Below are 18899 nucleotides of genomic sequence, written 5' to 3'. Positions count from 1 at the left end.
ATTTTATACATAAAAGGAAGGTCCGGCAATATTGCCGGACCTTCCTTTTATGTATAGTACACTCTTAGTTAAGGGTACGTTTTACTTCTACTTCTTCGTAGCCTTCGATAATATCGCTGACTCTCAGATCGTTGTAGTTTTTCACACTCAAACCACATTCGTAACCTGCATTTACCTCTTTCACATCGTCTTTGAAACGTTTCAGAGATGCCAGTTCTCCATGGTGTACAACTATACCGTCACGGATGATGTTGATCTTCGTATTACGGCTAAATTTACCGTCTAACACATAACAACCTGCGATAGTACCTACGCCGCTGATTTTAAACACTTCACGAACTTCGATATTACCCACAATTTTCTTCTCGATTGTAGGCTCAAGCATACCTTCCATGGCGCTCTTGATCTCATCGATTGCATCGTAGATGATAGAGTAGTAGCGGATCTCAATGTTTTCCTGATCAGCAAGCTTGGAAGCCTGAGAAGAAGGACGCACCTGGAAGCCAAGGATAATGGCATCTGATGCAGAAGCCAGCAATACGTCTGACTCGGTAATCTGACCGACAGCTTTGTGTACGATACTTACCACTACTTCTTCTGTAGACAGTTTTTGTAATGAGTCACTCAATGCCTCTACAGAACCATCGAAGTCACCTTTGATGATTACATTCAGTTCTTTAAAGTTACCCAGAGCCAGACGACGTCCGATCTCATCCAGGGTAATATGTTTACGGGTACGAATACCTTGTTCTCTCAGGATCTGTGCACGACGGTTGGCGATTTCTTTCGCTTCAGCTTCATCGTTATACACTCTGAATTTCTCACCGGCTTGTGGTGCACCATTCAGACCCAGTACCTGTACCGGTGTAGAAGGACCAGCTTCTTTAACGCGCTGTCCTCTTTCGTTGAACATTGCTTTTACTTTACCAAAGTACTGACCAGATACGATCATGTCTCCCATATTCAGGGTACCGTTCTGTACCAGCATAGTTGATACATAACCACGACCTTTATCCAGTGAGGCTTCGATGATAGAACCGGTACCTACTTTTTCTGAGTTCGATTTCAGTTCCAGTAATTCAGATTCCAGAAGGATTTTCTCCAGCAGGTCTTCGATACCGATACCTTTCTTAGCAGAGATCTCCTGGCTCTGGAACTTACCGCCCCAGTCTTCTACCAGGATATTCATTGCAGAAAGTTGTTCTTTAATTTTTTCAGGATTAGCTCCGTCTTTATCTATTTTGTTGATGGCAAATACCATAGGTAAGCCTGCTGCCTGTGCGTGGGAGATCGCTTCACGGGTCTGAGGCATAATTGCATCATCCGCTGCTACTACGATAACCGCTACATCCGCTGCTTTGGCACCACGAGCACGCATCGCGGTGAACGCTTCGTGACCCGGAGTATCCAGGAAGGTAATTTTCTTACCGGAACTTGTTTTCACCTGGTATGCACCAATGTGCTGAGTAATACCTCCGGCCTCACCGGCTACCACGCTCGCATTACGGATGTAATCCAATAATGAAGTTTTACCGTGGTCAACGTGACCCATGATGGTTACCACCGGCGCACGCTCTTCAGTATCTTCAACCAGATCGTCTTCAACTTCTTCTTCATCAGCATCCTGTTGCAGGTTGATGAATTCTACTTCTCTGTCAAATTCGTTTGCTACCAGTTCAATTACCTCTGCATCCAGACGTTGGTTGATAGATACCATAATACCCAGGCTCATACACTTGCTGATCACTTCAGTAAAGCTTACATCAAGCAGGTTCGCCAGTTCGCTTACAGAGATAAACTCTGTAACCTGTATTACGTTGTTATCGCTCTCCGCTTCTGCAGCTGCACGTTTCTCCGCCATTTCCTCACGTTTGTTACGGCGATATTTGGCTTTAAGGTTTTTACCTTTACCACCACCACCTGCGAGTTTGGCCTGTGTTTCCCTGATTTTATCCTGGATTGCTTTAGCATCGACTTCCTGAGGTTGTTGCTGTGCCTGGTTGTTACGACCGGCATGAGGTCCTCTTCTGTCGTTGCCTCTGTTATTGTTGTTATTATTTCTGTTGTTTGGTCCACCCTGGTTACCACCCGGACGATTGCCCTGGTAGCCACCACCGCCGCCCTGGCGATTGCCCTGGTAGCCACCGCCACTACCTTGTGGTCGGTTTCCACCTTGTTGGTTTCCACCACCATGAGGTCGGTTTCCACCACCTTGTCCGGTGTTAGTGTTGTTGTTATTATTATTGTTGTTTCCGCCTGTTTCCGGTTTCTTATCTACAGGAATACGTTTTCTCTTACGTTTTTCTCTGCTATCTCTGCTGTTATCGTTTTTAACCGGCAGTTCAATTTTACCTAAGATTTTTGGTCCGGCCAGTCTCGGTGCATTCATTTCGATATGCTCTGGTTTGGCAGGAGCCGGCGGTGTTGCAGGAGCTGCTGGTTTAGGAGCTTCTGCAGCAGGAGCAGCTTGCGGTTTAGGCGTTTCTGCTACAGGAGCAGGAGGTGCCGGAGCAGGTTGCTCCTCTTTTACCGGAGCTGGCTTAGGAGCAGATGCTTCCTGTACCGGTGCTGCTGGTTTTGGTTCTTCTATCTTTTGAGGCTCTTCTTTTTTCTTGGTTACCGCACCTTTTTTAGGACGGGTAGCCAGGTTCATTGCCTCAAGGTCTATTTTATCTAATACTTTAGGTCCGGAAAGTTTCGGAGATTTTGTGTCGATGTGTTGCGTCTCTTCCTCAGCTTTTTCTGCCGGGGCTGGTGCTGGTGCCGGTTTAGGCGCCTCTTCTGCCACAGGAGCAGCAGGTGCCGGTGCCGGAGCTTCTTCCGCTTTCGGTTGTGGAGCAGGAGCTGGCTTAGGTGCTTCTACTACAGGAGCCACTTCCGGTTTAGGCGTTTCTGCTACAGGAGCAGGTTCAGGAGCCGGAGCAGGTTTCGGAGTTTCCTCTACAGCAGGTTTTTCTTCTGCTTTAGGCGTTTCCGGTGCTTCTGGTTTATCAGAAGGCAGTGCTGCAATCACAACTTTAGCCTTAGGATCTTTCTTGTCTTTTGCGTTAAGATCAAGTTCATCCTTTGGCTTGTTCAGATTTTCCAATAAAGATCCCTTAGGTAAAGCAATGGCATCGCTTTTGCGCTTAGCCGCTTTATCTTTGGCAAACTCGCCCTGCAAGGCACTGTACATGTCTTCGGAGAGCTTAGCACTGGGCTTGGAATCTACTTCAAAGCCTCTTTTTGTCAGAAAATCCACGAGGGTTTCTTTACCAATGTTAAACTCTTTGGCCGCGGCCAGTAGTCTGGGTGTATTTGATGTTTCGGACATTCTTATAATTCGCTTTCAATCGTGTGATTATCGATATTAATCATTTTATAATGTATATATCAAATGTTGGCACGATTGAAAGCCAAAATTCGATATTAATTTTTATGTTTCCATACAATGTTGCTAAAAGTTAACACACATTGCGTATTGTTCAGCTTACTCGGCGGTACCATCATCTTCAAATTCAGCCTCAAGGATGCGGCGTACGTCTTTAACCGTTTCTTCTTCCAGATCGGTACGGCGAGTCAGCTCTTCAACAGAGTGTTCCAGGATACTTAATGCAGTATCGTAGCCCACTTTTTTGAATTCTGCAATAACCCATGCTTCGATTTCATCTGTAAATTCGTCCAGATCGATATCGAATTCTGCAGACTCTTTTACATCACGGTATACATCAATGCTAAAGCCAGACAGTTGCTGTGCCAGTTTAATGTTTACCCCTTTCTTACCAATAGCCAGAGATACCTGATCGGTATCCATGTACACATCAGCATGGTTTTTCTCTGTATTCAGATCTATACGGTTTACTTTTGCCGGAGTCAGCGCACGCTGGATCAGCAGGGAAGTATTGGCTGTATAGTTAATGATATCAATATTTTCGTTGCGCAGTTCTCTTACAATACCGTGAATACGGCTACCTTTCATACCTACACAAGCACCTACCGGATCGATACGGTCATCATAGCTTTCTACTGCTACTTTTGCACGCTCACCTGGCTCTCTTACAATTTTCTTGATCGTGATCAGGCCATCCTGAATTTCCGGAACTTCGATTTCCAGAAGTTTTTCCAGGAAAGAAGAGTGTGTTCTGCTCAGGATAATAACCGGTGCATTGCTGCGCATTTCTACTTTCTTCACTACTGCACGCAGTGGCTCTCCTTTACGGAAAAAGTCGCCGGCGATCTGCTCAGATTTAGGCAATAATAATTCGTTACCTTCTTCATCCAGCAGCATCAGTTCTTTTCTCCAGATCTGGTATACTTCACCATTGATGATCTCACCTACGCGCTCTGCATATTTCTGCAGGATACTGTTTTTCTTTAAATCACTGATACGGGCAGCAAGTGTTTGCTTGGCAGCGAGAATAGCTCTGCGACCGAAGTCCAGTACATCAATCTCTTCATATACTTCTTCACCTACTGAATAATCAGGGTCGATCAGTCTTGCTTCAGATATCTGGATCTCAGCATTATCATCTTCTTCAAAACCATCTTCTACTGCGGTTCTTCTTCTGAAGATTTCCAGGTCACCGGTCTGGTCGTTAACGATTACATCAAAGTTATCATCCGAACCGTATTTTTTTCTCAAAAGCGTTTTGAATACGTCTTCCAGTACTTTCATGAGGGTAGAACGATCTATCCCTTCTGCTTCTTTAAAGTCCTGAAACGATTCAATTAAGTTAATACTAGCCATTGTGATTTAAATATATTGTTTAAAACAAATGCAATTTGCTTTGTAAGGTTTATTAATGTTTTAGAATACAATCTGTACTACTGTTGCTTTGATCGTATCAAAAGGTATTGTCTCAACAACAATCTCTTTCTTTTTACCGACCTGCTTTTCCAGTACTACTGCTTCTTCTGTAGCTGATTGTAATACACCAAGATGTTTGGTATCATCGTTCAGTGTAATCTCCACTGTACGGCCAATATTTTTAGTGTATTGTCTAAAAAACTTCAGGGGCTCATCTACACCCGGACTGGACACTTCCAGAGAAAAATCTCCTTCAGGATACATGCCGGACTCTTCGATCATTTTGTACAAAGCTCTATTGATTTTGGTACAGGCTTCAACATTTACCCCGCTATCCCCATCCATATAAACTTTAATGTTATTGGTGGGTTTCAATTTTACTTCTACCAGAAACAAGGCCGAATCAATAGTCAGCTCTTCTATCTTGTTGGTAACTAAGGTTATGATATCCATTATTTTATTCAACGAAACATGGGGGCTCATGCCCCCAGGTCCTCTTTTTCTGATGCAAAGGTAATACAAATATGATTTACAGCCAAAATATTCTTATTATGAAAGCTATACATGTAAAGATTTTGTGATTTTCCTGTTAAGGCCTGATTTATTAATATTTAATACTATAACTTCACTCAACACTAAATCAAAAAACTAATCGTATGAATTACAAGAACATTATTCCGGCACTGATGATTACAGGTGCTATTGCTGTAATGACTCCATCCTGCTCCTCTAAAGTACCTGATGCAACAGTTAAGACCAATGCTGAAGCTGTTGTAACACCTGGTGTAACCGTAGAGGTGAAAGATGGTGTGGTAACGCTCTCCGGCAACGTAAATAATGATGCAGACAAAGCCAGTGCTGAAACTGCGGTAAAAAACCTGGATAAAAAATCCGGCGTAAAATCTGTGGTAAACAATATTGCTGTAACTCCGCCACCACCACCTCCTCCTGCTTCTGTGACCACTACACTGGACGCTGCTACGCAACAAAAAGTTATGGATGGTATCAAAGATATTAAAGGTGTGACCGTAACCTTTACTGCTGACAAAGCTGTACTTACCGGTGAGGTGAGCAAAGCGGACAGAATGAAAATTATGCAAATGCTTGCTGCTGCCAAAGTCAAATCTGATGTAAGCCAGCTAATGGATAAAAAATAATCTTAAACCTGTAAAAAACGAAATAATTATGTCATTGCAAGATAAATATGCATCATTGCTGGATGCAGCTAAAAATATGGGTGTAGCCAATCTTTCTGTTGCAGAACAAGGAGGAGCGCTGCATGTAAGCGGTACGGCTAATTCAACCGCAGATTATGATGCTTTATGGAATATGTACAGTCAGATCGATCCGAATATGGCCAGCGGAGACCTGATGATGAATATTGACATCAAAGCGGATGCCGGCGCTTCTTTAAAAGTAACTACAGACAGCACAAACCTGAATATCAGGAGTGTGCCGAGCACTGAAGGTGAAATCGTAGGAAAAGCGGCACATAATGAAGTCGTTACCCTGGTTGAAAAAACAGACGATAGCTGGTGGAAGATCAGAACGGCTGCCGGTGAAGAGGGTTATGCTTATGCACAATACCTGTCTCCGATGTAAAAATCAATATCTCAAAAGATACAAAATGCAGATCCTCCGGATCTGCATTTTTATTTCTTACAATAGTGCATTGATATATAATTTACTGTAATTTTAAGAAAATTATATACTTATGGAAAAGAACAGATCTCTTCTCTATGCCGCCATATGGGGCCTGGCTATGATCATTACTGCATTTGTAGTCGGCAAAGGCATTCGTAACCGTAATGCCAACCAGGATGCGATCAATGTTGTAGGCCTGGGTACAAAGGATTTTACTTCTGATGAGATCTTTTGGAAAGGGAGCTTCAGCGCAAGATCTATGGATGCGAAAGAGGCCTATAGTACAATCCTTGCAGACAAGGAAAAGGTACGCCAGTTCTTTATTTCCAAAGGCTTTAAAGAAAGTGAATTTACTTTTGGCGGCGCCAATATTGCAAAGACCTTCCGGACGGTAAGCACCGAGACCAAAGATGGAGATACCAAGTCGGAAGAAGTATTTGACGGATACACTGCTACACAAACTATCAGCTTTTTCTGCCAGAAAAATGATGCACTGATGCGTAAGATCGAACAGGTATCGGATCAGACTTCTGAGCTGATTAATTCAGGCATTGAGTTTAACGGACAGGACATTCAATATACCTATTCTGATCTGCCCAGCCTGAAACATAACCTGATTGAGAATGCCACGAAAGATGCGCGGGAACGCGCACAGAAAATTGTCAAAACGGGCAATGGTGATCTGGGCAAATTGAAAGATGCCAGTATGGGTGTATTTCAGATTACCGGAAAGGGTAGTGTAGAGGAAGACAGCTATGGCGGCAATTTCGATACCCGCAGTAAAGAGAAAACAGCCCGCATTACAGTAAGATTAAGCTATGTATTAGAATAACAGTATATTATAAAACAGATTCCCTACATTTGCAAGACAGGTAAAATATCTCTTGAAGAATGAATATCAGAAAAGCATTAAGACATAAACCGGAAGCACATACATCTGCACTGAACGATGTATTGTTCATCCTTTTATTTTTCTTCCTGATCGTCGCGACACTGGCTAATCCTAATGTCATCAAGCTGGCCAATCCGAAAGCCAATACTGATACGAAGGTAAAACAAACTGTTGTGGTATCGATCAATGCCGATCAGCAATTCTTTGTGGGCACAAAGCCTGTTGCTGCCGATTCCCTGACTGCTGCCATTCAATCAGTTGTTGCTGCGGCACAGGATAAGGAGCCTACTATTGTTATCAATGCCGATAAGCTGGCTACTGCTGATAATATTGTAGCTATTATGCGTTCGGGACAGGAGCTGAATATAAAAACAGTACTGGCCGTACAGAAAGCAGTGGCACAGTAAGATCATATCTAACTATATTTTTATAAATAAAGGGACTTCATTGATGAAGTCCCTTTATTTATTTATCTGAATGAGTAATCTTATGCAAAGCGGCTATGATCATCATGCCATACATTACTCAGTGCACCGATCACGAAATCGTTTTGCAGTTTGCTGATCTGCAGCATTGCCACATCTTCTACCCTTACCTTGCGGTACATCGGATGCATAGTGCCTCCGTTTTGTCCGGCAGGTACAGACGGATCGTACTGAAATGCAGGATCGACCAGGGTGCCTCTCGGATACATAATACCCGGAATGCCTTTTCCCCTGAAATCCAGATCAGTGGGGTGGGCCAGTCCTAAAGTATGTCCGAACTCATGAGCCGCAGTAGTGGAACCTTCGTATAGGTTATCTTTTTTGAAAAATCCGGTATTACACCCCAGCGCATCCACGAAGGAAATGTTTCCGTTTACAAATTCTTCTATTCTGAAGTAATTATTGAGCGGGTTGGTATTCTGCAGGATATCTTCCGGTTGCAGATCGGGTTGCCAGTTGGCTGTAATAGAAAAATTAAGTCTTAATGGCTTGAGGTTATGCAGTATTCTCCCTTCCGGAGCATTCCACATTGCTTCTATCTCAGTCCTGATGCGCTCTGTCAATATTGCATCTGCTGCTGCACCATAGGTTACGATATGGGCACGGAACAATAAAGCATTTGCGGAGATCAGTTCTACAGTACCCATGGTGGGATTATTTACAGGTTGTATTGTTTGGTGGCCTGGCTCATTTCCGCAATCAGGTCAGGATTTTTCTCAATCGCATTACCGACTACCACTACCTGTGCCCCGGCATCTAATGCCTTTTGCAGTCCTTCCACATCGCGGATACCCCCACCGATAATCAAAGGAATCGCAATATTATCGCTTACCTTCTTAATCATTTCTGGTGAGATCGGATATTTGGCACCACTACCGGCATCCATATAGATGAGTTGTTTGCCCTGCATCTCTCCGGCCCAGGCGGTACACAGTGCCAGTTCGGGTTTGTTGTGCGGCAGCGGAGCTGAATGGCTCATATAAGATACAGCTGTAGGCACACCTCCATCAATGACCATATAGCCTGTAGCCATTACTTCCAGGCCGCTGGCTTTAATAGCTGGTGCAGAGATCACATGCTGACCGATCAGCAGATCCGGGTTACGACCTGATATCAATGATAAATAGAGCAATGCATCTGCGCTTTTACAAACCTGTGCCGGACTGCCCGGAAATAAGATCACCGGAATGTCTGATACAGATTTAAAACTGCGGATGCAATCATCCCAATGATCGGATACCATGATACTGCCCCCGAATAATACATAATCGACTCCGGCATCGGCACATTTCTGAGCCAGTATGGCGGCTTGCTCCGGACTGATGTCATCCGGATCGATCAGTACAGCAAAGGCTTTTTTTCCTTCCTGCTTTAACTGCAGCAGTTGCCTGTATATGTTTCGGGTCATTGTAATCATGGTATATAGTTAGTTTTGTTTTATTCTATAATCTTAAGCTTGGCATATTGCAGCATGATTTTCTTCACACCTATACCATTTTCAAAATCAATAGTGGCCATGCGGTTATTAGGATTACCATCGAGGCCACGAATAGTACCAAAACCGAATTTCATATGTTCTACTTTTTGCCCTACTTCCATATCACCAGGATTACTGGCGGTGAAATCGGCAGATGGGGTATGGCTATAAGACGCCGAGGATGCGGTTGCACTCTTCGCCTGAACGATATTACTTCTTTCCTGCGGAGCAGCTGTTTTCGGCTGGATCGCAGCACGCTTACCAAATGTTCCGCCACCACCGGAATTGCCCTGGCCCGAAGAGAATGATCCTCTTGCACCAGCCATTCCTGCATAGCTTTTATCTATATATTCCTGAGGAATCTCATCTATAAAGCGGCTCGGATCATTTTGCACCAGCTGTCCGAAACGATAACGGCTGTTGGCAAATGTAATCCACAGGCGTGCCTTTGCACGGGTTACCACAACGTAGAAAAGACGACGCTCTTCTTCCAGGTCTTCACGGGCATAGAGACTCATTGCGGATGGGAAGAGATTTTCTTCCAGACCAACAGCGAAGGTGCAAGGGAATTCCAGTCCTTTTGCCGCGTGAATGGTCATGAGTTTTACCACATCCTGGTCTTCATCATTTTCTTTATCCGCATCGGTCAGCAGGGTGATGTTCTGCAGATAAGTACCCAGGCTTTTATCTTCTTCCAGTTCTCCGTCTGCGTTTGGTGTCTCTGTATATTCTTTAATAGAGTTGAGTAACTCCTGTACGTTCTCATAACGTTGCAGGCCCTCAACCGTTTTATCTGCGTATAATTCTTTTACCAGACCACTATGCTTACCTACGGCAAATGCCACATCATAGGCATTATGTGTTTTCAGCATGGTCTGTGCACTTTTGACCAGGGTAACGAAAGTTTCTACAGCTGCTGCAGATGCACCTTTAAGGCCATAAGCAGTAGGCGCCTGTATAACTTCCCATAATGGTTTGCCGCTTTCATTTGCTGCGATCACCATTTTCTCCAGGCTGGTTTTACCTATGCCTCTTACCGGGTAGTTGATGATGCGTTTAATCGCTTCTTCATCTCTCGGGTTGGCGGTAACGCGCAGATAGGCGATAAAGTCTTTGATCTCCTTTCTTTGGTAAAACGACAGACCACCGAATATGCGGTAAGGAATGTTCATTCTTCTGAGGCTTTCCTCGAAAGAACGGCTTTGCGCGTTGGTACGGTACAGGATGGCAAAGTCTTTATTACTATAGTGATAACGCAGTTTATGTTCTGCAATAGCATCGGCAACATAACGGCCTTCATCATTGTCGGTCAGGGTTCTGACCAGTTTTATCTTCTCACCTATTTCATTATCAGTCCACAGATTTTTAGGAATCTGGTTCTTGTTGTTTCCGATAATCTTATTGGCTACATTCAGGATACTTTGTGTACTACGGTAGTTCTGCTCCAGCTTGATCACTTTCACATCGTCATAGTCATTCTGAAACTGGAGGATGTTCTGGATTGTTGCACCACGGAAGGAGTAGATACTTTGTGCATCATCACCTACCACACAGATATTTTCCGTTACCGCAGCCAGCATTTTTACAATTTTATACTGCGCAGTGTTGGTATCCTGGTACTCATCAATCATTACATACTTGAACTTATGCTGGTATTTGGCCAGTACTTCAGGCTGTGTTTTCAGCAATTCGTACATTTTAAACAGCAAATCATCAAAGTCCATTGCGCCGTTTTTGAAACAACGGTTGGCATATTGTGCATAGATCTGCCCTGTCAGCGGACGGTTTGCGCGCGCATCTTCCTGGGCAATAGCCGGTTCTCTCAGGTACTGTGCCGGTCCGATCAGACTGTTCTTGGCACCGGAGATACGGCTTAAGATTACATTGGGTTTGTAAATCTTATCGTCCAGGTTATTTTCAGAGATAATGCTTCTGAGCAGGCTCTTCGCATCATCGGCATCATATATAGTAAAGTTGTTGGGATAACCAATTTTTTGCGCTTCGGCACGCATGATTTTGGCAAATACAGAGTGGAAGGTACCGATATACAGATTACGGGCTTCGGAGTTGCCCAGTATTTTCTCGATACGTTCTTTCATTTCTGCGGCAGCCTTGTTGGTAAAGGTCAGTGCCAGTATATTAAAGGCGTCTACGCCATTACGCAGCAGGTGTGCAATACGGGTAGTCAGTACTTTAGTTTTTCCGCTTCCGGCTCCGGCTACGATCATCAACGGGCCGTCAATATGTGTAACGGCCGCTCTCTGCTGTTCATTCAGTTCGCTCAAATATTGGTGCTGCATAAGACTGCGAAGTTAGGTAAAACCCGAGACATAGGGACATAAAAAAAGGGCCATATCTAGACAGATAAGCCCTTAACTAAAACCTACACCTATGAAAAAAACTATTAAAGTACTATTATTTCTTTGCTTTTACATTCATCTGGATTTCGATATCTTTAGAGATACCCCAGTCAGCTGGATTTCCTTCTGTTTTGTAAGTCAATCCCCAATCAGATCTGTTGATTACAAATTTAGATTCAACAGAAACTTCAGTTTCATTTACGCTTACTTTCGCAGGGAAAGTTACGTTAACTGTTTTATCTTTTAATGTCAGGTTACCGCTAACGATGTTAGTAGCACCTTCGATTACGCTTTTCACTTTTGAACTGTCAAAAGGAGCAACGCTGGTAATTTCAAATTTAGCAGTTGGATATTTTGCTACGTCAAAAAAGTCAGGACTTTTCAGGTGGCCATCCAGATCTGTTGATTTTTTACCTTCAGCAGCAGCAACTGCAGCTGTGTCCGTAATCAGGGTGTTCATATCAATGTTGAAAGAACCACCAGTGATTGCATTGTTTTCTACAGAAACAGTACCAGATGCTTTGATGATACCGAAACGAGGATTCAGACCTCCTTTGTGATAACCAGTCCATTTGATAGAACTTGCTGTAGTATCCAGGTTGTACACGGAACCAGATTGTTTCGCTACTTCCTGAGTTTCTGCTGTTTTTGCTTGGTCTCCCTCTGAATTTTTACATGCTGCAAAAGCCAGGGTAGAAGCGGCAGCGAAGATAAAAAACTTTTTCATTAAAAAATATTATTTTTTTTAGTTTTTGTTTCTCTTTGATTAGAATTGCAATGCAAAGATAGAACAAAAGATTGTATCTACAAGTATTTCTTTTTATAAGATTTTTTTCTATTGCGATAGACAAAATCTATTCTCTCCTTTTAGTACCTGAAGCTCATACACTTGTCCGAGCGAAAGGCTAAAATTTTCGTCAATATGTCCGCACGGAATGTCGAAACAGACCGGAATATTCATATCTTTTACGTGGTTCAGGATGATCTCATATACGTTCTGGCCAAACGGACGGGTGGTATCTTCTGTATCGGTAAAGCCACCGCAAACCAGTGCCTTTATGTTAGATAACGCTCCGCTGCGTTTCATATTATATAAAAGACGATCTATATTATATAAATGCTCTCCGATATCTTCTATAAACAAGATTTTATCTCTTGTATTCAGTTCCGAAGCCGATCCGGTAAGGTGTGCCAGCATAGCCAGGTTGCCCCCGACTAATACTCCTTTGGTGGTACCTTCTATATTATATATACATTCCGGAACAGGGTAGTCGACTGCTGTACCCGTAATAACGGATCGGAATGAGTTCAGGAATGACTTCCCTTCATTTTCGGGTTTAAAGCTGCTGCACATAGGCCCGTGCAGGGTGGTGATACCATAATTAGATAATACATGGCTGTGCAGTACAGTTATGTCGCTGAAGCCACATAACCATTTAGGTTGCTGTATAAAGCGGCTGAAATCCAGGTCATCGATAATGCGGCTCATACCATAACCTCCACGACCCATCAGTATGGCCTGTACATCATTGCGGTCCAGGAAGGACTGGAGGTCTCTTCTTCTTACCTCATCCGGTGCGGAGAAGTAATTATCACTTTCGCCCACGGTCTCGCCCAGGATTACCCGGTAGCCCCAGGATTCAAGCATTTGCTGTGCAATGCCTACGGTTTCTTTAGGAATGTAGCCGGAAGGGCAGGTTATGGCAATGGTATCACCTGGTTTCAGGTAGGGTGGTGTTTGCATTGTTGGCAGTTTATTAAACCCAAAATTAGGTACAAATAACCGAAATCATTTACTTTGCGGCTATGAAAAAAATAGCTTTACTCGTCCTTTCTGTTGCCGGCCTTATGCTGGCTTCCTGCGGGGAAGAAAATAATGGTGCCGATAACCAAAAGACACAACAGCAGACGCTCCCTAAACTGAATGTATGGACAGTACCCGCCAAAGGGCAAAAGGTTGCAGATTACTCCAAAGCCATCAAAGATGATCTTAATAAAAGTAAGTTTGAAGTAATTATATCTACTACTGACAGTTCTGCGGCTAACGGTACATTTAAAATTGACCTGAACTACGGTGCCAACCAGAACAGTACAGACAAGCTGTTCCCGAAATGGTATGAAAATAATGTGGTAAAGCCTATTGTAAAAGGTATAGACAGCCTGGAGTACGGTGCGGTGATCGGTTTCGATCCGGGAGATGGTTCTTTTCAGGAATTATACCAGGTAACGGTAAAGGATAAAGAGATCAAATTTCAGCAAACAAAAATGTACGGTACGCAGGTCAATTAAAAACCCGTACTTTTGCATTATGAAAAAATTATCCGCACTGCTTATTGTCAGCGCATGCAGCCTGTCTCAGGCTATTGCACAGGGTTGCGCAGTTTGTACCAAAACCGCTGAAGGTTTCGGTGAGAGTGCAGCGTCCAGCCTGAACACAGGTATTCTGTACCTGGCTGCTATCCCGGTAGGATTTATGGGCACTATGGCTTATTTGTGGATCAAGCGCAGCCGCCAGAAATAAGCCATAGGCTTTTTATAGTTCCTTAATCGTTATTCCCGTAATCTTCCGGAACAGGTCGATGGCGTAAAGATCTGTCATCCCTGAAATATAATCTGTAACGGACTGCAGGTTATGATATAATGATCCCTTCTCCTTATCTATCGGGAACTGCGCCGGTATCAGCTGCAGTACTTTTTCCGACTTGGCATTGCCGGAAGCCAGTAGTGCTTCTACAAAAATCTCCAGTAATTTACCGATTACATTAAAACCGGCAATCTCTATCTCCACCACACTTTTGTGATTGTATATATGCCTGATCGATTGTTCATCTATCTTCTTCAGCAATGCGGTATAGCGCTCCGGCAATACATCCAGCAGGGATTGCTGCAAACCGCCGGCAAGCATTAATGACTCCTGTTGCATAAAGGCGTCTTTACACAGGTCTATCATGCGGGCTATCCACAGTGCACGCAGGTATTCTACTTTGCGGTTGGGATCTATTTTATTGTCCAGCTTCTCTTTTACCTTATTGATGCTATTGTAGGTGTCCCCTTCATCAAAGAATGGCAGGAAGAGTTCCAGTATCTGGTTATAGCTGATTACGCCCAGTCGATGAGCATCTTCCATATCTATGATCCGATAACAGATATCATCTGCTGCCTCGGTGAGGAATACGAATGGATGGCGGGCATACACATCTTCAAATTCATCCAGCTTGGGCAGTGCCAGCTGTGTGGCAATAGCCTTCCAGGCATCACGCTCGCTATCAAAGTAGCCCGATTTTTTGGTGCTGATCAGCCCGGTCTTTTTATTAAAGCCCTCCAGACTGGTAGCCGGATATTTTACAATTGCGGCCAGTGTAGTCTGGGTAATGTTATAGGCAGATGAGGCTTCATTAAAGTTATGGGTGAGTATGCGAAAGGCATTGCTATTGCCCTCGAACCTGCTGAAGTCGGCCCATTGGTTGGGGCTCATATTATCCTTCAGCCTGCGCTGCGTACTATCAGCAAGGTCATTGAAGTAATGCCGGATAGCGTCTTCGCCGGAATGACCGAACGGCGGGTTGCCGATATCATGTGCCAGACATGCTGCACTGATTACCGAAGGTAGCTCGTAAGTATAAAATTCTTTGCCGGCCGGGCTCAGATCATGTGTCTCTGCGATCTGCTGCCCTACAGCCTTACCCAGGGTGCGGCCTACAGAGGCTACCTCCAGGCTATGGGTAAGCCGGTTGTGTACAAATGCCGGTCCGGGCAGGGGGAAGACCTGGGTCTTGTTCTGCAGCCTGCGGAATGCCGAGGAGAAAATAATGCGATCGTAATCGCGCATAAATGAGGTGCGCAGGGTATCGCTATTGGGTGTTTTATCGCTGGCATCATTGGGCCTTGCATCGCTGTAGAGATGTGCCCATTGCATGGTTTGTGGCATAAAATTATTTAATAATCGTGTTAAGATACTGAATTCCTTTGATGCAGGGCTCTTTGAGGGCCTGCACCTCTGGCAATGCAGTATTGGCTTGCAACAGCTCTTTTGCTTTGACAAGGTAGGACTTTGCCTGTTTCAGTTGTTCATTCGTTGCCTTACTATTCCGGGCCAGATCTACACCCTGGTTGTAATAGGTAACGATCAGCGTATTAGGGTTAGCTGGATTATAAGCATATGCGGCTTTGGCCTCTCGCATAGCTCTTGCAGCCGGAGACAATTTCATTGTTTGCTCCGCATAGGCAGTATAATCAACACTATTCAGCGAATGTATACTTTTATCTATAGCATCCAGGCCTGCATTGGTGTAGGATTGCATACTGATCGGGTTGGTCAGTAGTTGAAATGCCGGATCCATAGGAATGGCATGGGTAATATACCGGGCTGGATCGGGCATAAAATAACGGGTGTCCAGTACAGACATGAATCCACTCCGATTTAACATAGTCTGGGTTGAGGAAAACAAGTCACAGATGTACCACTGCCCCTTGATTTTGACCAGGTTCCAGCTTGCATTAGGCTCTTTAAAACCAGATCCTGCAATGTAGTTTTTCATTTTGCTATAGCCCAATACATTCAGGCAGGGTATCTTCAATTCCTTACAAAATGCAGTCGTCAGTTCTGCATAATCTATCCCAAATGCTTTCCTGTACTTCATTATATTGTCCAGCCCTGTAGGCTGATAATTACCGCTATTGTATTTAACCTCATCTACGGTAAGGAAGTTATTCATCCATAACATGAGCAGTCTCAGCTGATCTTCAGCATCTGTTGTTTGTGCGGCAATAGCAGCAGCCAGTTCTTTTACACTCGCGGTTTTGCTCCATTCACTTTTATGGGCCAGGAACATATTGGCAACGGGCATACTGGTATTGTTTTCCTGCGCCGCAGCATAAGATAATACGCCACTACAGAACAAGAGACAACATAATATTTTTTTCATCTGTACTTTTTGAATGGCGCAAAGCTAAGGAAATAGTCTTGTCTTGCTTCTATGCAGGCTACTCTACTCGTCATATCGACTGAAGCGAAGCGAAATGGAGATATCTCCTGATTGCTCTAAGTACTAAGGAGATTTCTCGACGCCGCTTCGCTGTGCTCGAAATGACGGGAACAATACACATAAAAAAACCGCAGGCATAAATGCCTGCGGTCCTGTATATAATTGATTGATGAAAGCTTACATTAAGTTTACGCTTCTCTGTACAAATGCGGTAAGTGCATCGTCGGTAAGCATGCCTTGCGCCAGCAGTGCCAGGTCAAATGCCTGACGGGACAGTTGTTCTTTCTGTGCCTCATCCTGCGTATCAACTATCTTCTGTATCAGTTTGCTGTTACCATTCACCGATACTTTATAGCTATCCGGCAGATTGCCATAGAAGTTCATCATACCACCGCCCATTTTAGACATATCTTTCATGCGGCGCATAAATTCATCCATAGTAATGGTCACCGGCAGATCCTCTGGGCTCATTGCTGTAACCTCTACATTCATCTGCTGGTTGTTGATGGTTTTTTCAAACAGCGCCTTTACTGATTGGCTCTGATCTTCGTTCAGCACGCTTTCGTAATTGTGCTCTTTCTCGATCAGTTTGTCCATCACATCAGCATCTACACGCTTCATGCGGGTCTTTTCCAGTTTCTGCTCCAGCTGTCCGATAAAGTGGTTGTCCAGCGGACCATCCATTAACAGTACATCATAATCTTTCTTGGCAGCGGCCTGGATGAAGGTATTTTGTGCAGCAGGATTGGCACTGTACAGGTACACCACCTCTCCGTTCTTATCGGTTTGCAGCGGGCTTACTTTCTCAGCATACTCCGGCAGGGTATAATATTCTTTTTTTACATTTTCCAGCAGTGCAAAATCTTTGGCTTTATCATTGAATTTCTCTTCAGAGATCATACCATATTTTACAAACAGGCCAATATCTTTCCACTTCTCTTCAAAGCCTTTACGATCGTTTTTAAACATATCGGCCAGCTTCTCTGCTACTTTTTTAGTGATATAGCTGTTGATCTTTTTTACATTACCATCGGCCTGCAGGAAGCTACGGGATACGTTCAGCGGAATATCCGGACTGTCGATCACACCATGCAGTAACATCAGGAACTCTGGTACGATGTCTTTAACCTCATCAGTAATAAACACCTGGCGGCTGAACAGTTTGATCTTATTGCGTTGCAGCTCCAGCTCGTTCTTCACTTTAGGGAAGTACAGTACACCCGTCAGGGTAAACGGATAGTCTACATTGAGGTGAATCCAGAACAGGGGCTCTTCGGAGAATGGATACAGTTCTTTGTAAAAGTTCAGGTAATCCTCATCCTTCAGTTCAGAAGGTGGCTTATTCCAGATCGGGTTACTATTGTTGATGATATTGTCGACAGTAACTTCTTTGTATTGTGGTTTGCCTTCGGCATCCTCACCATCCGGTACATGCTCGGTTTTAGTTCCGAACTGAATGGTTACCGGCAGGAACTGACAGTATTTGTTCAGGATGTTTTCGATGCGCTGCTCTTCCAGGAATTCTTCAGCATCTGCATTAATGTACAGGGTAATGGTAGTGCCACGCTCGCTGCGGCTGCCTTCTGAAATCTCAAAAGAGGTACTGCCATCGCACTCCCAGCGGGCTGCTTCTGCTCCTTCGCGGTAAGACAGGGTATCTATAACTACTTTATCGGCTACCATAAATGCAGAGTAGAATCCCAGACCGAACTTACCAATGATCTCATTAGCGTCTTTGGCATCTTTGAATTTCTCTACAAACTCAGTAGCACCGGAGAAAGCTACCTGGTTGATGTATTTTTTAATTTCTTCTGCGGTCATACCGATACCATTATCATTTATGGTAATGGTCTTCGCTTCTTTATCGACTGCAACAGAAACTTTGAGCTCGCCCAGCTCTCCTTTCACTTCGCCAAGGGAAGAAAGGCGTTTTACTTTCTGACAGGCGTCGACTGAATTGGATACCAGCTCGCGCAGGAAGATCTCGTTGTCTGAGTATAAAAACTTCTTAATAATCGGAAAAATGTTTTCCGTATGAATAGAAATAGTGCCTTTTTCTTGCATTTTTAGTCTCTTTTTACATAAAACAGCTCCAAATTTCGTTCCAATAGCAGAAAATAAGACAAAATGACGCTGTTTGCCTCTAAAGGTGCCATTTTAAACATTTTGTCTATATATGGTTCAGATTCAAGAGACAATACTTATACTAATATTCAGAAATATTTATTTTAAATGATACAAATGTATTGATTTCACATGCTTAACATACT

The 18899-nt window shown here is 43.8% G+C and carries 17 protein-coding genes; 6 read left to right on the top strand and 11 right to left on the bottom strand.

The window, feature by feature from the left end; all coding sequences use genetic code 11:
• Nucleotides 1–64: 64 nt before the first annotated feature.
• The 3 genes from infB to FTD44_RS06850 all read right to left on the bottom strand — a co-directional run bounded on the left by infB (nt 65) and on the right by FTD44_RS06850 (nt 5239).
• On the bottom strand, nt 65–3313 hold the full coding sequence (gene infB, locus FTD44_RS06860; RefSeq protein WP_222165760.1) for a translation initiation factor IF-2: 3249 nt from the start codon (nt 3311–3313) through the stop codon (nt 65–67).
• Nucleotides 3314–3469: 156 nt separating this feature from the next.
• Complete coding sequence (nusA, locus tag FTD44_RS06855) at nt 3470–4726, bottom strand: transcription termination factor NusA (RefSeq protein ID WP_129020337.1); 1257 nt, start codon at nt 4724–4726, stop codon at nt 3470–3472.
• A gap of 60 nt (nt 4727–4786) precedes the next feature.
• Entirely contained in the window at nt 4787–5239 is a 453-nt protein-coding gene (locus tag FTD44_RS06850; protein ID WP_129020336.1) for an LSm family protein, read from the bottom strand.
• Between the two features lie 203 nt (nt 5240–5442).
• Here FTD44_RS06850 and FTD44_RS06845 point away from each other — a divergent pair, with 203 nt between their 5' ends.
• The 4 genes from FTD44_RS06845 (at nt 5443) to FTD44_RS06830 (ending at nt 7729) form a co-directional block, all read left to right on the top strand.
• Nucleotides 5443–5943, top strand: a complete 501-nt coding sequence (locus FTD44_RS06845; protein WP_246625365.1) for a BON domain-containing protein — start codon at nt 5443–5445, stop codon at nt 5941–5943.
• A 28-nt stretch (nt 5944–5971) separates the two neighbouring features.
• Nucleotides 5972–6388: an SH3 domain-containing protein gene (locus FTD44_RS06840; RefSeq protein ID WP_129020334.1), complete on the top strand. Its 417-nt coding sequence runs from the start codon at nt 5972–5974 to the stop codon at nt 6386–6388.
• Between the two features lie 112 nt (nt 6389–6500).
• Entirely contained in the window at nt 6501–7262 is a 762-nt protein-coding gene (locus FTD44_RS06835) for an SIMPL domain-containing protein (protein WP_222165759.1), read from the top strand.
• Between the two features lie 59 nt (nt 7263–7321).
• Entirely contained in the window at nt 7322–7729 is a 408-nt protein-coding gene (locus FTD44_RS06830) for an ExbD/TolR family protein (protein ID WP_222165758.1), read from the top strand.
• 80 nt (nt 7730–7809) lie between these two features.
• On the opposite strand, the gene FTD44_RS06825 is transcribed toward FTD44_RS06830, so the two are convergent.
• The 5 genes from FTD44_RS06825 to FTD44_RS06805 all read right to left on the bottom strand — a co-directional run bounded on the left by FTD44_RS06825 (nt 7810) and on the right by FTD44_RS06805 (nt 13388).
• Nucleotides 7810–8454, bottom strand: coding sequence for a peptidase M10 (locus tag FTD44_RS06825; RefSeq protein WP_222165757.1), 645 nt, complete (start codon nt 8452–8454; stop codon nt 7810–7812).
• An 11-nt stretch (nt 8455–8465) separates the two neighbouring features.
• Nucleotides 8466–9215: a geranylgeranylglyceryl/heptaprenylglyceryl phosphate synthase gene (locus FTD44_RS06820; protein WP_222165756.1), complete on the bottom strand. Its 750-nt coding sequence runs from the start codon at nt 9213–9215 to the stop codon at nt 8466–8468.
• Between the two features lie 29 nt (nt 9216–9244).
• Nucleotides 9245–11584: an ATP-dependent helicase gene (locus tag FTD44_RS06815; RefSeq protein ID WP_222165755.1), complete on the bottom strand. Its 2340-nt coding sequence runs from the start codon at nt 11582–11584 to the stop codon at nt 9245–9247.
• 115 nt (nt 11585–11699) lie between these two features.
• Nucleotides 11700–12371 carry a YceI family protein gene (locus tag FTD44_RS06810; RefSeq protein WP_222165754.1) on the bottom strand — a complete coding sequence of 224 codons (672 nt, stop codon included), beginning with the start codon at nt 12369–12371 and terminating at the stop codon, nt 11700–11702.
• A gap of 108 nt (nt 12372–12479) precedes the next feature.
• A complete protein-coding gene (locus tag FTD44_RS06805) occupies nt 12480–13388 on the bottom strand; it encodes a S66 peptidase family protein (protein ID WP_222165753.1) in 909 nt (302 codons plus the stop codon).
• A 62-nt stretch (nt 13389–13450) separates the two neighbouring features.
• Here FTD44_RS06805 and FTD44_RS06800 point away from each other — a divergent pair, with 62 nt between their 5' ends.
• Both FTD44_RS06800 and FTD44_RS06795 read left to right on the top strand, forming a co-directional pair.
• Nucleotides 13451–13933, top strand: coding sequence for a hypothetical protein (locus tag FTD44_RS06800; protein ID WP_222165752.1), 483 nt, complete (start codon nt 13451–13453; stop codon nt 13931–13933).
• Nucleotides 13934–13952: 19 nt separating this feature from the next.
• Nucleotides 13953–14165, top strand: coding sequence for a hypothetical protein (locus FTD44_RS06795; RefSeq protein WP_129020325.1), 213 nt, complete (start codon nt 13953–13955; stop codon nt 14163–14165).
• Between the two features lie 12 nt (nt 14166–14177).
• Here FTD44_RS06795 and dgt read toward each other — a convergent pair whose 3' ends face one another.
• The 3 genes from dgt to htpG all read right to left on the bottom strand — a co-directional run bounded on the left by dgt (nt 14178) and on the right by htpG (nt 18693).
• Entirely contained in the window at nt 14178–15572 is a 1395-nt protein-coding gene (dgt, locus tag FTD44_RS06790) for a dGTP triphosphohydrolase (protein ID WP_246625364.1), read from the bottom strand.
• 4 nt (nt 15573–15576) lie between these two features.
• A complete protein-coding gene (locus tag FTD44_RS06785) occupies nt 15577–16569 on the bottom strand; it encodes a transglutaminase domain-containing protein (RefSeq protein WP_222165751.1) in 993 nt (330 codons plus the stop codon).
• A gap of 237 nt (nt 16570–16806) precedes the next feature.
• Complete coding sequence (htpG, locus tag FTD44_RS06780; RefSeq protein WP_222165750.1) at nt 16807–18693, bottom strand: molecular chaperone HtpG; 1887 nt, start codon at nt 18691–18693, stop codon at nt 16807–16809.
• Nucleotides 18694–18899: the final 206 nt, after the last annotated feature.

The sequence above is a fragment of the Edaphocola aurantiacus genome (genome assembly GCF_019797745.1).
GTDB classification, from domain to species: domain Bacteria; phylum Bacteroidota; class Bacteroidia; order Chitinophagales; family Chitinophagaceae; genus Edaphocola; species Edaphocola aurantiacus.
This window is presented reverse-complemented; position numbering and strand designations above follow the sequence as displayed.

Excerpts from the sequence above, each read along its gene's own strand:
- FTD44_RS06795 (WP_129020325.1), top strand. The coding sequence starts at position 13,953 with ATGAAAAAATTATCCGCACTGCTTATTGTCAGCGCATGCAGCCTGTCT.
- dgt (WP_246625364.1), bottom strand. The coding sequence starts at position 15,572 with ATGCCACAAACCATGCAATGGGCACATCTCTACAGCGATGCAAGGCCC.
- FTD44_RS06830 (WP_222165758.1), top strand. The coding sequence starts at position 7,322 with ATGAATATCAGAAAAGCATTAAGACATAAACCGGAAGCACATACATCT.
- infB (WP_222165760.1), bottom strand. The coding sequence starts at position 3,313 with ATGTCCGAAACATCAAATACACCCAGACTACTGGCCGCGGCCAAAGAG.
- FTD44_RS06825 (WP_222165757.1), bottom strand. The coding sequence starts at position 8,454 with ATGGGTACTGTAGAACTGATCTCCGCAAATGCTTTATTGTTCCGTGCC.
- FTD44_RS06785 (WP_222165751.1), bottom strand. The coding sequence starts at position 16,569 with ATGAAAAAAATATTATGTTGTCTCTTGTTCTGTAGTGGCGTATTATCT.
- FTD44_RS06850 (WP_129020336.1), bottom strand. The coding sequence starts at position 5,239 with ATGGATATCATAACCTTAGTTACCAACAAGATAGAAGAGCTGACTATT.
- FTD44_RS06840 (WP_129020334.1), top strand. The coding sequence starts at position 5,972 with ATGTCATTGCAAGATAAATATGCATCATTGCTGGATGCAGCTAAAAAT.
- htpG (WP_222165750.1), bottom strand. The coding sequence starts at position 18,693 with ATGCAAGAAAAAGGCACTATTTCTATTCATACGGAAAACATTTTTCCG.
- FTD44_RS06815 (WP_222165755.1), bottom strand. The coding sequence starts at position 11,584 with ATGCAGCACCAATATTTGAGCGAACTGAATGAACAGCAGAGAGCGGCC.
- FTD44_RS06845 (WP_246625365.1), top strand. The coding sequence starts at position 5,443 with ATGAATTACAAGAACATTATTCCGGCACTGATGATTACAGGTGCTATT.
- nusA (WP_129020337.1), bottom strand. The coding sequence starts at position 4,726 with ATGGCTAGTATTAACTTAATTGAATCGTTTCAGGACTTTAAAGAAGCA.
- FTD44_RS06800 (WP_222165752.1), top strand. The coding sequence starts at position 13,451 with ATGAAAAAAATAGCTTTACTCGTCCTTTCTGTTGCCGGCCTTATGCTG.
- FTD44_RS06820 (WP_222165756.1), bottom strand. The coding sequence starts at position 9,215 with ATGACCCGAAACATATACAGGCAACTGCTGCAGTTAAAGCAGGAAGGA.
- FTD44_RS06810 (WP_222165754.1), bottom strand. The coding sequence starts at position 12,371 with ATGAAAAAGTTTTTTATCTTCGCTGCCGCTTCTACCCTGGCTTTTGCA.
- FTD44_RS06835 (WP_222165759.1), top strand. The coding sequence starts at position 6,501 with ATGGAAAAGAACAGATCTCTTCTCTATGCCGCCATATGGGGCCTGGCT.
- FTD44_RS06805 (WP_222165753.1), bottom strand. The coding sequence starts at position 13,388 with ATGCAAACACCACCCTACCTGAAACCAGGTGATACCATTGCCATAACC.